The sequence below is a fragment of the Paenibacillus sp. FSL R5-0713 genome (genome assembly GCF_037973325.1).
GTDB lineage: Bacteria > Bacillota > Bacilli > Paenibacillales > Paenibacillaceae > Paenibacillus.
The window spans coordinates 5,872,537-5,886,113 of the sequence record NZ_CP150229.1; the positions used below are offsets into that span (position 1 = coordinate 5,872,537).

At 48.2% G+C, this 13,577-nt stretch carries 8 protein-coding genes, 13 tRNA genes, 4 rRNA genes and 1 pseudogene; 3 read left to right on the plus strand and 23 right to left on the minus strand.

Annotation, left to right across the window (positions count from 1 at the left end; genetic code table 11):
* Positions 1 to 245: 245 nt before the first annotated feature.
* Positions 246 to 584 carry a WGxxGxxG family protein gene (locus MKZ12_RS26160; protein ID WP_339237975.1) on the plus strand — a complete coding sequence of 113 codons (339 nt, stop codon included), beginning with the start codon at positions 246 to 248 and terminating at the stop codon, positions 582 to 584.
* Between the two features lie 207 nt (positions 585 to 791).
* On the opposite strand, the gene MKZ12_RS26165 is transcribed toward MKZ12_RS26160, so the two are convergent.
* From MKZ12_RS26165 to MKZ12_RS26255, 19 genes are all read right to left on the minus strand, one after another.
* Positions 792 to 862, minus strand: a tRNA-Gly gene (locus tag MKZ12_RS26165).
* Positions 863 to 872: 10 nt separating this feature from the next.
* Positions 873 to 946 (minus strand) — tRNA-Pro (locus MKZ12_RS26170).
* A gap of 16 nt (positions 947 to 962) precedes the next feature.
* Positions 963 to 1,039, minus strand: a tRNA-Arg gene (locus tag MKZ12_RS26175).
* 6 nt (positions 1,040 to 1,045) lie between these two features.
* Positions 1,046 to 1,120: transfer RNA gene (locus MKZ12_RS26180), tRNA-Gly, on the minus strand.
* Between the two features lie 10 nt (positions 1,121 to 1,130).
* Positions 1,131 to 1,211 (minus strand) — tRNA-Leu (locus MKZ12_RS26185).
* 6 nt (positions 1,212 to 1,217) lie between these two features.
* Positions 1,218 to 1,293: transfer RNA gene (locus MKZ12_RS26190), tRNA-Lys, on the minus strand.
* Positions 1,294 to 1,299: 6 nt separating this feature from the next.
* Positions 1,300 to 1,374: transfer RNA gene (locus MKZ12_RS26195), tRNA-Gln, on the minus strand.
* 9 nt (positions 1,375 to 1,383) lie between these two features.
* Positions 1,384 to 1,459 (minus strand) — tRNA-Val (locus tag MKZ12_RS26200).
* 7 nt (positions 1,460 to 1,466) lie between these two features.
* Positions 1,467 to 1,538 (minus strand) — tRNA-Glu (locus MKZ12_RS26205).
* Between the two features lie 10 nt (positions 1,539 to 1,548).
* A tRNA-Thr gene (locus MKZ12_RS26210) sits at positions 1,549 to 1,621 on the minus strand.
* Between the two features lie 3 nt (positions 1,622 to 1,624).
* Positions 1,625 to 1,700: transfer RNA gene (locus MKZ12_RS26215), tRNA-Asn, on the minus strand.
* Between the two features lie 84 nt (positions 1,701 to 1,784).
* Positions 1,785 to 1,901 (minus strand): 5S ribosomal RNA (rrf, locus tag MKZ12_RS26220).
* Between the two features lie 143 nt (positions 1,902 to 2,044).
* A 23S ribosomal RNA gene (locus MKZ12_RS26225) occupies positions 2,045 to 4,971 on the minus strand.
* A gap of 206 nt (positions 4,972 to 5,177) precedes the next feature.
* Positions 5,178 to 5,253, minus strand: a tRNA-Ala gene (locus tag MKZ12_RS26230).
* Positions 5,254 to 5,276: 23 nt separating this feature from the next.
* A tRNA-Ile gene (locus MKZ12_RS26235) sits at positions 5,277 to 5,353 on the minus strand.
* A gap of 38 nt (positions 5,354 to 5,391) precedes the next feature.
* Positions 5,392 to 5,508 (minus strand): 5S ribosomal RNA (gene rrf / locus MKZ12_RS26240).
* 134 nt (positions 5,509 to 5,642) lie between these two features.
* Positions 5,643 to 7,194, minus strand: a 16S ribosomal RNA gene (locus tag MKZ12_RS26245).
* The 16S, 23S and 5S rRNA genes sit together here with 13 tRNA genes alongside, the layout of an rRNA operon.
* A 478-nt stretch (positions 7,195 to 7,672) precedes the next feature.
* The gene (locus MKZ12_RS26250) at positions 7,673 to 7,903 is read right to left on the minus strand and encodes a hypothetical protein (RefSeq protein ID WP_017692114.1); all 231 of its coding nucleotides are present in this window, start codon (positions 7,901 to 7,903) and stop codon (positions 7,673 to 7,675) included.
* Positions 7,904 to 8,058: 155 nt separating this feature from the next.
* The gene (locus MKZ12_RS26255) at positions 8,059 to 8,676 is read right to left on the minus strand and encodes a stage II sporulation protein M (RefSeq protein WP_339257556.1); all 618 of its coding nucleotides are present in this window, start codon (positions 8,674 to 8,676) and stop codon (positions 8,059 to 8,061) included.
* A 122-nt stretch (positions 8,677 to 8,798) separates the two neighbouring features.
* Here MKZ12_RS26255 and pdaB point away from each other — a divergent pair, with 122 nt between their 5' ends.
* Positions 8,799 to 9,575: a polysaccharide deacetylase family sporulation protein PdaB gene (pdaB, locus tag MKZ12_RS26260; protein ID WP_036607219.1), complete on the plus strand. Its 777-nt coding sequence runs from the start codon at positions 8,799 to 8,801 to the stop codon at positions 9,573 to 9,575.
* A 98-nt stretch (positions 9,576 to 9,673) separates the two neighbouring features.
* On the opposite strand, the gene MKZ12_RS26265 is transcribed toward pdaB, so the two are convergent.
* Complete coding sequence (locus MKZ12_RS26265) at positions 9,674 to 10,306, minus strand: KinB-signaling pathway activation protein (protein ID WP_339257558.1); 633 nt, start codon at positions 10,304 to 10,306, stop codon at positions 9,674 to 9,676.
* 125 nt (positions 10,307 to 10,431) lie between these two features.
* On the opposite strand from MKZ12_RS26265, the gene gerD reads away from it, so the two are divergent.
* On the plus strand, positions 10,432 to 11,184 hold the full coding sequence (gene gerD / locus MKZ12_RS26270; RefSeq protein WP_339237981.1) for a spore germination lipoprotein GerD: 753 nt from the start codon (positions 10,432 to 10,434) through the stop codon (positions 11,182 to 11,184).
* Between the two features lie 89 nt (positions 11,185 to 11,273).
* Here the strand turns inward: gerD and MKZ12_RS26275 are convergent, their stop codons facing one another.
* The 3 genes and pseudogenes from MKZ12_RS26275 to sat form a co-directional block, all read right to left on the minus strand.
* Positions 11,274 to 12,374, minus strand: coding sequence for an Mrp/NBP35 family ATP-binding protein (locus MKZ12_RS26275; RefSeq protein WP_339257560.1), 1,101 nt, complete (start codon positions 12,372 to 12,374; stop codon positions 11,274 to 11,276).
* A gap of 79 nt (positions 12,375 to 12,453) precedes the next feature.
* Positions 12,454 to 13,209 carry an N-acetylmuramoyl-L-alanine amidase CwlD gene (gene cwlD, locus MKZ12_RS26280; RefSeq protein WP_339257562.1) on the minus strand — a complete coding sequence of 252 codons (756 nt, stop codon included), beginning with the start codon at positions 13,207 to 13,209 and terminating at the stop codon, positions 12,454 to 12,456.
* 68 nt (positions 13,210 to 13,277) lie between these two features.
* Positions 13,278 to 13,442, minus strand: a pseudogene (gene sat / locus MKZ12_RS26285) (sulfate adenylyltransferase); the annotation flags it as partial.
* Between the last annotated feature and the right edge of the window lie 135 nt (positions 13,443 to 13,577).

Below are 13,577 nucleotides of genomic sequence, written 5' to 3' on the forward strand. Positions count from 1 at the left end.
GGTTCATACAAAGAAACATGACCGGCAAAGCAAGCTTTTGTATACTTTACCACAGTGACGCAATAAATTAAAGATGTAAATATAATTTTCTTCATAGTACAGTCTGCTTTTTAGAAAAGTTTCTTATGTATTTCACCCTAACATACTGTAATTAAGGGATAACTTTACAGATCATTCCTACATAGTTTTCTTGTCCTCTTGGGCAGATTAATCTGTAGCTCTAAAAAAAAGGAGGACTCAACTTAATGAAAAAAGCTACAACGATTATTGCTTCTGTGCTTCTCGTCGCCTCTTTAGCTGGTCCTGCTGCTGCTGATAATCATATGACCAAAGGAATGGACACCAACGGTTCACGTGTCCAGTCTTATCAGGACAGCAACTACATGAATCGCACAAATACCAACATGAACATGAACATGGATGGGAACTACCGCAACAATGGTGACTATCGTACGAACAGTGTTCGTGCTAACGCCGCAACAACCAATCGGGATAATGGCATGGATTGGGGCTGGCTCGGTCTGCTGGGACTCCTCGGTTTAGCAGGTATGCGTAGAAGAGTAACCGATCACAACGAGCGCTAATTGGCCCAAATCCCAGTCTAACTGATGCTCTAAAAGCATCTTCTTCCCAAATAGTAAACAAAAGAGCCAAGCGACCCTATTTAGCATACAGAGGTCGTTTTGGCTCTTTATAATAAACCTGTAAAGCTACATAATATAACTGCTTCTTCGCGCATAAAAAAATAAAAAACCCTCCACATATGCGGAGAGTTTTTTATAAATAATGTAAGCGGGTGATGGGAATCGAACCCACGCTATTAGCTTGGAAGGCTAAAGTTCTACCATTGAACTACACCCGCATAATAACAATCGGGATGACACGATTTGAACATGCGACCCCCTGGTCCCAAACCAGGTGCTCTACCAAGCTGAGCTACATCCCGATATTAATGAAGATAATGGCGCGCCCTGAGAGATTCGAACTCCCGGCCTTTTGATTCGTAGTCAAACGCTCTATCCAGCTGAGCTAAGGGCGCAAATATTGGAGCGGAAGACGGGAATCGAACCCGCGACCCTCGCCTTGGCAAGGCGATGCTCTACCGCTGAGCCACTTCCGCAAATAAAGGATGCGCGTGGAGGGACTTGAACCCCCACGTCAAAGACGCTAGATCCTAAGTCTAGTGCGTCTGCCAATTCCGCCACACGCGCATATAATGGTGAGTCATGAAGGGCTCGAACCTTCGACACCCTGATTAAAAGTCAGGTGCTCTACCAACTGAGCTAATGACTCATAAAATGGCTGGGGATATAGGATTTGAACCTATGCATGACGGAGTCAAAGTCCGTTGCCTTACCGCTTGGCTAATCCCCAATAATTAGATGGTGGAGGCTGAGGGGATCGAACCCCCGACCCTCTGCTTGTAAGGCAGATGCTCTCCCAGCTGAGCTAAGCCTCCATCTATATGACCCGTAGGGGATTCGAACCCCTGTTACCTCCGTGAAAGGGAGGTGTCTTAACCCCTTGACCAACGGGCCCCATTTCCAAAGCTCTCAACCGGGATCGAACCGGTGACCTCATCCTTACCATGGATGCACTCTACCTACTGAGCTATGAGAGCAAATGGCTCCCCGAACAGGGCTCGAACCTGTGACAACTCGATTAACAGTCGAGTGCTCTACCAACTGAGCTATCAGGGAATAATATGCATTTGCAGGGCAAATGCAATTCATCGTACAACGTCCACATGCAGAGCCTGTTTTCTATGTATGATGAAAGAGTTCGCTTGGCGGCGTCCTACTCTCCCAGGACCCTGCGGTCCAAGTACCATCGGCGCTAGAGGGCTTAACGGTCGTGTTCGGGATGGGTACGTGTGGAACCCCTCCGCCATCGCCACCAAACGCGATTTGTCGAAGCAAAGCTTCTTGAAATCAGATATGGAACTGAAAATCATACACACGTTCTGTGATGTACCAATTTTCATTTCAGAGATCATTCTCTGAAAACTAGATTCGAAACGAAACATGCGAATTACAACTTGCTATTGGATAAGCCCTCGACCGATTAGTACTGGTCAGCTCCATGCATTGCTGCACTTCCACCCCCAGCCTATCTACCTCGTCGTCTTCAAGGGGTCTTACATACTGGGAAATCTCATCTTGAGGGGGGCTTCACGCTTAGATGCTTTCAGCGTTTATCCCGTCCGTACATAGCTACCCAGCGGTGCTCCTGGCGGAACAACTGGTACACCAGCGGTACGTCCATCCCGGTCCTCTCGTACTAAGGACAGCTCCTCTCAAATTTCCTACGCCCACGACAGATAGGGACCGAACTGTCTCACGACGTTCTGAACCCAGCTCGCGTACCGCTTTAATGGGCGAACAGCCCAACCCTTGGGACCTACTTCAGCCCCAGGATGCGATGAGCCGACATCGAGGTGCCAAACCTCCCCGTCGATGTGGACTCTTGGGGGAGATAAGCCTGTTATCCCCAGGGTAGCTTTTATCCGTTGAGCGATGGCCCTTCCATGCGGTACCACCGGATCACTAAGCCCGACTTTCGTCCCTGCTCGACTTGTAGGTCTCGCAGTCAAGCTCCCTTATGCCTTTGCACTCTTCGAATGATTTCCAACCATTCTGAGGGAACCTTTGGGCGCCTCCGTTACTCTTTAGGAGGCGACCGCCCCAGTCAAACTGCCCACCTGACACTGTCCCCGCACCGGATTACGGTACCAGGTTAGAACCTAGATACGATCAGGGTGGTATCCCAACGTTGCCTCCATGGAAGCTTGCGCTCCCACTTCAAAGGCTCCCACCTATCCTGTACAGATCGTACCCAAATTCAATATCAAGCTGCAGTAAAGCTCCATGGGGTCTTTCCGTCTTGTCGCGGGTAACCTGCATCTTCACAGGTATTAAAATTTCACCGGATCTCTCGTTGAGACAGCGCCCAAGTCGTTACGCCATTCGTGCGGGTCAGAATTTACCTGACAAGGAATTTCGCTACCTTAGGACCGTTATAGTTACGGCCGCCGTTTACTGGGGCTTCGGTTCACAGCTTCGGATTGCTCCTAACCACTCCCCTTAACCTTCCAGCACCGGGCAGGCGTCAGCCCGTATACTTCGCCTTACGGCTTCGCACAGACCTGTGTTTTTGCTAAACAGTCGCTTGGGCCTTTTCACTGCGGCCCCCTCGTGCTATTCACACTACCGGGGCACCCCTTCTCCCGAAGTTACGGGGTCATTTTGCCGAGTTCCTTAACGAGAGTTCTTCCGCGCGCCTTAGAATACTCTTCTCGCCTACCTGTGTCGGTTTGCGGTACGGGCACCTTCACCTGGCTAGAGGCTTTTCTTGGCAGTGTGAGATCATGACCTTCGCTACTACAATTTTCGCTCCCCATCACAGCTCAGCCTTAATGATGTGCGGATTTGCCTACACATCAGCCTCACTGCTTAGACGGACATCCATCAGTCCGCGTCACTACCCTACTGCGTCCCCCCATTGCTCATAACGGCTTACGGTGGTACAGGAATTTCGACCTGTTGTCCTTCGACTACGCCTTTCGGCCTCGCCTTAGGTCCCGACTTACCCTGAGCGGACGAGCCTTCCTCAGGAACCCTTAGGCTTTCGGCGGATCAGATTCTCACTGATCTTTTCGTTACTCATACCGGCATTCTCACTTGTATAATGTCCAGCGCTCCTTACGGTACACCTTCAACCCTTATACAACGCTCCCCTACCCCTGATGCAAAGCATCAAGCCATAGCTTCGGTGGTGTGTTTAGCCCCGTTACATTTTCGGCGCAGAGTCACTCGACCAGTGAGCTATTACGCACTCTTTCAATGGTGGCTGCTTCTAAGCCAACATCCTGGTTGTCTGTGCAACTCCACATCCTTTCCCACTTAACACACACTTGGGGACCTTAGCTGATGGTCTGGGCTGTTTCCCTTTTGACAATGGATCTTAGCACTCACTGTCTGACTCCCGGAAGTAAGTCTATGGCATTCGGAGTTTGACTGAGCTTGGTAACCCTTGCGGGCCCCGCACCCAATCAGTGCTCTACCTCCACGACTCTGTTTTCCGAGGCTAGCCCTAAAGCTATTTCGGGGAGAACCAGCTATCTCCGAGTTCGATTGGAATTTCTCCGCTACCCCCACCTCATCCCCGCACTTTTCAACGTGCGTGGGTTCGGGCCTCCAGTGCGTGTTACCGCACCTTCACCCTGGACAGGGGTAGATCACCCGGTTTCGGGTCTACGTCCACGTACTATGTCGCCCTATTCAGACTCGCTTTCGCTGCGGCTCCGGCTCTTCACCTTAACCTTGCACGGGAACGTAACTCGCCGGTTCATTCTACAAAAGGCACGCCATCACCCCTAAAACGGGCTCTGACTTTTTGTAAGCACACGGTTTCAGGTTCTATTTCACTCCCCTTCCGGGGTGCTTTTCACCTTTCCCTCACGGTACTGCTTCACTATCGGTCGCTAGGAAGTATTTAGCCTTGGCAGATGGTCCTGCCGGATTCATACGGGGTTTCACGTGCCCCGCACTACTCGGGATCCGTCTCGGAGAGAATCAACTTTCAATTACAGGGCTTTTACCTTCTTTGGCGGGCCTTTCCAGACCTCTTCGTTTAACTGACTCCTTTGTAACTCCATGTGAGACGTCCCACAACCCCAAAGAGCAAGCTCCTTGGTTTGGGCTTCTCCGCGTTCGCTCGCCGCTACTGACGGAATCACTATTGTTTTCTCTTCCTCAGGGTACTTAGATGTTTCAGTTCCCCTGGTATGCCTCTACACAACCTATGTATTCAGTTGTGAGTAACTGGAAATTACCCCAGCTGGGTTTCCCCATTCGGACACCCCCGGATCAAAGCTTGCTTACAGCTCCCCGAGGCAGTTTCGTTGTTCGCCACGTCCTTCATCGGCTCCTAGCGCCTAGGCATCCTCCGTGTGCTCTTAGTAGCTTAACCATTGCGCTCGTGTTCGAGCTGTCGCTCCGCTTGGTTTGCTTGCGCAAATCCAAAAGTCGCTCCATTTCGATCACTCGCTCCAGCAATTATCTACCGTTTTTATTGAAACTTGTTATACACAAGCTCAGCTAAAAAGGAATGTTCTAATTCGCATTTACTTTCGTTTCGATATCTAGTTTTCAAAGAACAAACTTGTAAAACATTTTTGGTGGAGCCAAGCGGGATCGAACCGCTGACCTCCTGCTTGCAAGGCAGGCGCTCTCCCAGCTGAGCTATGGCCCCATATAAAGTTTTAAAGGTATAGATGGTGGGCCCTGGTGGACTCGAACCACCGGCCTCACCCTTATCAGAGGTGCGCTCTAACCAACTGAGCTAAGGGCCCACATTATATATACTTTTTTTGAACCCAGAATGGGTTACGCTTGGCGGCGTTCTACTCTCCCAGGACCCTGCGGTCCAAGTACCATTGACGCTGAAGGGCTTAACGGTCGTGTTCGGGATGGGAACGTGTGGAACCCCTTCGCTATCGCCACCAAACGTTTGAGAGTTTGAGCTCTCAAAACTGAGCAACGAGTGAGTTAAAAGCTTTACGAAGTAAAGCTCGCTTCGGAAGCATGCTTCCTGAAGACTTATATTTGAATGTTTCCGTTACAGGAAACGATTCTCCATAGAAAGGAGGTGATCCAGCCGCACCTTCCGATACGGCTACCTTGTTACGACTTCACCCCAATCATCTATCCCACCTTCGGCGGCTGGCTCCTTGCGGTTACCCCACCGACTTCGGGTGTTATAAACTCTCGTGGTGTGACGGGCGGTGTGTACAAGACCCGGGAACGTATTCACCGCGGCATGCTGATCCGCGATTACTAGCAATTCCGACTTCATGCAGGCGAGTTGCAGCCTGCAATCCGAACTGAGACCGGCTTTTTAGGATTCGTTCCACCTCGCGGCTTCACAGCCCGTTGTACCGGCCATTGTAGTACGTGTGTAGCCCAGGTCATAAGGGGCATGATGATTTGACGTCATCCCCACCTTCCTCCGGTTTGTCACCGGCAGTCACCTTAGAGTGCCCATCCGAAATGCTGGCAACTAAGATCAAGGGTTGCGCTCGTTGCGGGACTTAACCCAACATCTCACGACACGAGCTGACGACAACCATGCACCACCTGTCTCCTCTGTCCCGAAGGAAAGATACATCTCTGTACCGATCAGAGGGATGTCAAGACCTGGTAAGGTTCTTCGCGTTGCTTCGAATTAAACCACATACTCCACTGCTTGTGCGGGTCCCCGTCAATTCCTTTGAGTTTCAGTCTTGCGACCGTACTCCCCAGGCGGAGTGCTTAATGTGTTAACTTCGGCACCAAGGGTATCGAAACCCCTAACACCTAGCACTCATCGTTTACGGCGTGGACTACCAGGGTATCTAATCCTGTTTGCTCCCCACGCTTTCGCGCCTCAGCGTCAGTTACAGCCCAGAGAGTCGCCTTCGCCACTGGTGTTCCTCCACATATCTACGCATTTCACCGCTACACGTGGAATTCCACTCTCCTCTTCTGCACTCAAGTCACCCAGTTTCCAGTGCGATCCGGGGTTGAGCCCCGGGATTAAACACCAGACTTAAATGACCGCCTGCGCGCGCTTTACGCCCAATAATTCCGGACAACGCTTGCCCCCTACGTATTACCGCGGCTGCTGGCACGTAGTTAGCCGGGGCTTTCTTCTCAGGTACCGTCACCTTGAGAGCAGTTACTCTCCCAAGCGTTCTTCCCTGGCAACAGAGCTTTACGATCCGAAAACCTTCATCACTCACGCGGCATTGCTCCGTCAGGCTTTCGCCCATTGCGGAAGATTCCCTACTGCTGCCTCCCGTAGGAGTCTGGGCCGTGTCTCAGTCCCAGTGTGGCCGATCACCCTCTCAGGTCGGCTACGCATCGTCGCCTTGGTGAGCCGTTACCCCACCAACTAGCTAATGCGCCGCAGGCCCATCCCCAAGTGACAGATTGCTCCGTCTTTCCAGTTTCCTTCAGGCGAAGAAAACAACTATTCGGTATTAGCTACCGTTTCCGGTAGTTGTCCCAAACTTGAGGGCAGGTTGCCTACGTGTTACTCACCCGTCCGCCGCTAAGTCTCAAAGAAGCAAGCTTCTTCTCAACTCCGCTCGACTTGCATGTATTAGGCATGCCGCCAGCGTTCGTCCTGAGCCAGGATCAAACTCTCCAATAAAGTATTGAAAAGAGCGATAAGCTCATTTTGAATCTGACGAGATTAAACATCTCATTTGTGCTCCAGTCGATCCAAGCCAAGGCTTGTTTCAAACTTTCGCGTTCATTCTGCAAGCAGAATGTTTACTCACTCGTTGTTCAGTTTTCAAAGATCAAACATCCAATTCAGTGCTGTTTTTCATGTTGTCGTCGTTTCAGCGGCGACTTTTATAATATATCATGTTCAAGTTCTCTTTGCAAGCATTATTTTTCGATTATTTTCAATCGTTTCATTTTCATGCTTGTTTTGGCGAACCGCTCCTAAAAAAGGAACGAAAATTAATTTACCATATGAATTTAGAAAGGTCAACCCTTTTTCGACAAAAAGTATGATCCCCTCAACAATTTCACACTTTCACGGTTCAGAGGTACAGCCCCCGCTATCAAGAGCCGCACCTCACTTTAACTACTGTGAATCGAATATATGACTAGCTGCAGCATTAAGGCTTCGACTTTTTCAGCTTCCCACCTCTTGCATACTTGGACAACTCTTTTGGCGGGGCAAATCGCGCATACATGCGGAACACAGTCTTATATCGGCTCGCAATGGCGTATTTAATCTCTTGGTCAAGACGATTATCACTCAGATCAAAAAGCATCTCATCTAATTCTTTACGCAGCACATAGTCTAGTTCCTTGCATTCCTTCTCGTTAAACAGCATACCCAGCATTAGAGTTCTCCTTTTTGTGCATAGCCTCTTTATCACACACTTTCACAAGTTCCATGCAGCACCCCGTGCCTTCGCTTTTGTGAGTGCTGCTGGAACCCGTTTTATTGTTATGGTCAACTTTCTGAAAATTTATGAATGCCAACCATCACAAAATTTTAACCCCTCACCAGAGTATAGGTAAGTGTGCTTTCAATGATTGCTGCAACAAGAAGCAAGATAACAACCCAGAAGGATGCCGTTAACGTCCTATTCATGAATGCTCTCCACCGGGTACCCAACGTATTTCGTTTGTCACTTCCAAGTTCTACAAGACTTTTAATAACCAGACCACCAAACTTCAGTCCGAATGCGCAAGCAATAATAATGACGGGAATCTCAATAATGCCATGCGGAAGCAGGCCTTTAACCACAATATCATAGAAAGTTGCTCCATAATTCATGGTGGTGTGCACTACAAATCCAAGGACCATCCCATTGATTAGCAGGAAGATGACCGGCAGAATACCGAAAAATATACCAGCGTAGATGACGAGCACACTTTTGATTGCATTATTAAAAAAGATAAACAGGAAGAAGTTCCACTGCACATTCCCCCCCTGCTCCAGCCGCTCACTAACTTCACGTAATCCTCCGATTTGATTCAACAACAGTTCTTCCAGTGGCCCTGTGCTCACCCATCCTGTTCCTATTCCAACAGCAAACAATACCACGGACCAGATTAATGCACTGCGGATGGAACCAAGATCTCTAAGAAATGTACTGAATTTTAACATAATAACCTCCTGTAGAATCTAAAATGTTGGACAAACAAGGTGCCGTTACGAATAACTGGGGAGTACGAGCATACATTGGAGAGTAAACAAGCATTTCTTATGGGAGAGGGGCGCTTATTGAAATGAACTCGTTCTATGTATTTAGCGGCAAAAAGATTAAACGGTACCTGATTGTCCTCGTTGCTGCCATCTTTGCGATCGGTATTATTTATCTGGAGAGAGGCAATGTCTCCGTATTCTCGGAGGAAGCACCATCAGCCGTCTACAGCGTTCCAACCGAGAAGAAGGTAATTGCACTTACCTTTGACATTAGCTGGGGAGATAAACGGACAGAGCCGATTCTGAAAGTTCTTCAGGAGAATAAAGTGCAGAAGGCAACCTTTTTCCTTTCCTCCCCCTGGAGCAAGACACACCCCGAAATTGTTACTGCCATCAAAGAGGCAGGATATGAAATTGGCAGCCATGGTCACAGACATGAGAACTACAGCAGCCTGACCGAGGAAGAAATTCGCAAAGAAATTTCGACAGCTCATAGCATTTTAACCGATTTAACGGGAAAAGAACCGAAATTACTGCGTCTGCCCAACGGGGACTTTGACAAGCGAGTGCTTCAGGTAGCCAATAGTCTGAATTATCAGGTTGTTCAGTGGGATACCGACTCTTTGGATTGGAAAAACCCCGGAGTACAGACCATTGTTGATCGCGTAGTAAGCAAAGCACATCCAGGGGACATCGTACTGTTGCATGCAAGCGATTCTTCTAAACAGACTCATGAGGCACTTCCTGTCATTATCGACAAATTAAAAAATCAGGGCTATGAATTCGTAACTGTATCAGAATTGCTTAACCATTCCAGTGTGGAAGGTAAGGAAGTTCGTGATCAAGCCAGTGGTCAGTAACTGGCAGATTGCCGGATCTACAGACTCTATACGAGCTTAAAAGTTGAAAAGAGCTAACCAGGTTAGCTCTTTTTGGTATGTTTTATACTAAACGAAATTTATGCTCGACTTTCATTCAACTGTTCTGCCTTTCCACTTACGCTGGGCTTCGCTGATACATCCACAAGCCTATGCAATATCAGCATTTGGTATGCATTACATAAGAGCAAGGGTACCACAATAAATATGGTTGCCGCATTCACATCAATACGCAATACGCCAATCGTCTCCACTATGGTGACCGCAATCATGAAGAACAGTGTAGGTACAAGCGCGGAGAGATGAGTCAGCTTTACTTTAACGTAAGCGGTAACAATTGCAGCTGCCAAAATAATGATACCCAACACAATATCCGACATGCGCTCCCGGTCTCCGCCAACAAACAGGCGTAAAAACATTACGTCAAGCAGCGCTAGAACCGTTAGTACAATCTGCACGATCTGCCAACTACGCTTAGGAAATACACCTTTACCCATGTAATTCAATATCAGATATGCAAAGAAACCCATTTGTGAATACACGCTGATCATAACCCCTGATCCAAATAGGATCAAAAGATACAGAAGAAAATCATTTAATCCATTTGTTTTCTCCCCGTTCACCAGCATCATAATCAATCCTGTACCTAATGCTCCCGCTGCCCCAATAAGCAAGGCTGTCCAAAACAGGAAAAACCATTTACGTAAATTCAAATGTTTTCCACCCCCGAGTGTTTATTTTACCAACCTTCTCAGCAAAAAACCATCATTGCTCAACATATTTCGCCCTTTCCCATCACATACTACATCCAGTATCTAATCAAGGAGGGATTGTACACATGAAACGGCCTTTGTGGCAGCTATGCTGTGTCGTACTGGGGCTATCCGTCATGCTTGCCGGCTGCGGTTCAGATCAGAGTTCTTCGCCTCCTCAGGGCAGTTATAAAGAGATGAAAACAATGGTTGTAGATATTTTGAAAAGTGACGAAGGCAAGAAAGCAGTGGAGGAAGCTCTTACAGGTCAGAGCTCATCCAGCGGAAACAGCAGTTCGGAAGAAGGTGGCGGCTCGGGTGGTGCTTCGGGATCCATTGGTATGAAAATGTTAATGCCTGTGCAATCTTCGGAACAAATACGTATTGCAGTAAAAGATACCATTACAGCTCCCGAATATAAGAAGGAATTCGAAAAGATTATGACTGATCCGCAGTTTGCGGGGGAATTTGCCAAGGTGATCAACGCACAAAGTAAACAACTTCATATGCAATTGATTAAAGATCCCACATATCAAAAGTCTGTTGAAGACATCATGAAGTCACCTGAGGTATCCAAAATGTTCATGGATATGACAAAGACTCCAGATTACCGTAAACAGACGATGACTGTCATGCAGGAAGTGATGCAAAACCCATTGTTCCGCATGGAAGTACTCACTTTGCTCAAGAAAGTTGTACAGGAAGAGTTGCAACCGAAAGTGGAAAGTGGCGGAAAACAAGGGGAAGAGCAAGGCGGACAGCAAGACGGTCAGGGCCAAGGTGGTAGTGATGGCGGAGATGGTGGAAGCAGTGGAGATTCGGGCAGCGGAGGTTCTTAAACAGTAGGTGTTTAATTGCGCACCACAGATACTGAAAAGCCTGCATCCAAGTGGACGCAGGCTTTACTTGTATTTATAACACCCAACCCTTAAAACTGGGATTCAATGGACCGGGCCACTTCATCGTAGATGACCCCTATACGAGAATCTGCTTTGTAAACGGAAGGTGAGAAATCAGGCTCAGAAGGATGATTATCCGGCGTGCCTAGTGGAATCTGGGCAAGCAAGCTTGTGTGCAGACTTTCCGCAAGTCTTCCCCCGCCTCCACGTCCAAAGACATAATCCTTCTCGCCGCAACTGCCACATTCATAATAAGCCATGTTCTCAACCACACCAAGCAACTCATGATCGGTCTGAATGGCCATTGCACCCGCACGTGCAGCGACAAAAGCAGCTGTTGCATGTGGCGTGGTCACAATAATTTCCTTGCTCTGTGGCAACAACTGATGCACATCCAAAGCAACATCTCCCGTACCTGGTGGCAAATCCAGTAACATATAATCCAACTCGCCCCACTGGACATCAGTAAAGAATTGACGCAACATCCGGCCGAGCATGGGTCCTCGCCAGATCACTGGATTGTTCTCCCGAATAAAGAAGCCCATGGACATCACTTTGACTCCGAAACGTTCAACCGGTTGGATAACGCCATCTTCAACGAGCGGATATTCTTCAATCCCCATCATGTCAGGTACACTGAAGCCGTAAATATCCGCATCAATCAAGCCTACTTTCTTGCCTTGACGTGCCAAGGCTGCAGCGAGATTAACGGTCACCGTTGATTTACCAACGCCACCTTTACCACTGGCCACTGCAATAAAACGAACCCCTGATTCAGGACTTAACAACTCATGTCCATCCAGGCCCGCTGCGTGACCTTTTACGAGCACTTCGTCCCGATCGGGTTCTTTATCAGGTTGTCCCATATTCAGGCTCTCACGATCATGCTCAGAAGCTGCACGTACGCGAATATGTACATCCCTCAGTCCGTGCTGGGACAACAAATTACGTGCTGCATCACTCAAGGCTGTTGAATCCTCAGGTCGATTTTCCAGTGTCACTATGGTCAGAGCCACATGATTTTCTTTCACCATAATATCTCGAACCCATTCCAGTTCGGTCAGACTTACTCCCAATTGTGGTTCTTGTAATGGCTGTAATAGTTCAAGTATCTGTTCTTTTGATAACATCAGACAGCACCTCAGCTTTATCTATTGGCATGTAATTAGGTATGCTGATCCAATTATATCATTACCTTTCTTATTCTGACTAACTTTTAGGCCGTTCTCCTGAGGAATATCTGAGAATCCCATTATAGATCGATGCAGCTACCTTGCGTTGATAAGCTTCATCAGCAAGCATACGTGCCTCTTCCGGATGAGAAAGGAAGCCCACTTCTACCAGTGCTGAGGGAATCTTCAAAGCTTGTAACAGGTAAACCGTGTTTACCGTTTTGGCGATCCGATCTGTATTCTCCAGATTACGAACCATCTCTTGTTGAAGCAGATTAGCCAAACCTTCGTTATCCGGATGGTTAGGTGTATAGAAAACCTGCGCTCCACTCCATCGGTTGGATGGGACACTGTTCATGTGAATGCTAATAAAGAGATCTGCTTGCTTATCCTCTATGCGCCGTACTCTTTGTTTCAGATCTTCCGTCTTGCGTTTGGAGTACCCCTTGGTGTCCGCTTCTGCCAGATCCGTGTCTATCTCTCGTGTCATAACCACCAAGGCCCCAGCCTGCTGCAAATAATCTCTCACATACAAGGCGATAGACAGGTTAATATCTTTTTCAATAACCCCCTGCTTACTTACCGCTCCTCCATCTGGACCTCCGTGCCCTGCATCAATAGCAATGACTTTGCCTGCCATCGGTAGACTCCAGTAGCCTGACGTCTTGGCAGAAGGCAGCTCATAAGACATCACCGCCACTAACATGGCCAGCAGACAGAGGCTAAGCATGACTCTTTTGATTGTTTTTAACCTAATCCAGACTACAAAGTGTTTCCCCATATTTTTACGCATAATAAAACCACCTCGTCCCTATAAATGACTCTAATCATCTATATGGGACAAGATGGACAATTATACCGCTAGGACGGGACTTGCTCCGCCATTCCTTCAATCAGCACCTCAGCTACCTCAGTACGTGTAAATTCAGGAGAAGGGCACTGACCGTCTCGGAGCAACCCGCTTACTTTGGTGCTGGAAAGCGCCATGAGGTGCTCTTTATCATGTGGACAAGTTTTGCTGGATGCCTAGTGCGTCTACAATCTCCATAGCGCTCTTTTGAATGTACTCATGAGTCCCGCTGGACCGGATTACGTGTCTGAAAGCCGACTACTGTCTTCCAACAATTGCTCACGTTCTTTTCCTTGTACGACACGCTGAAC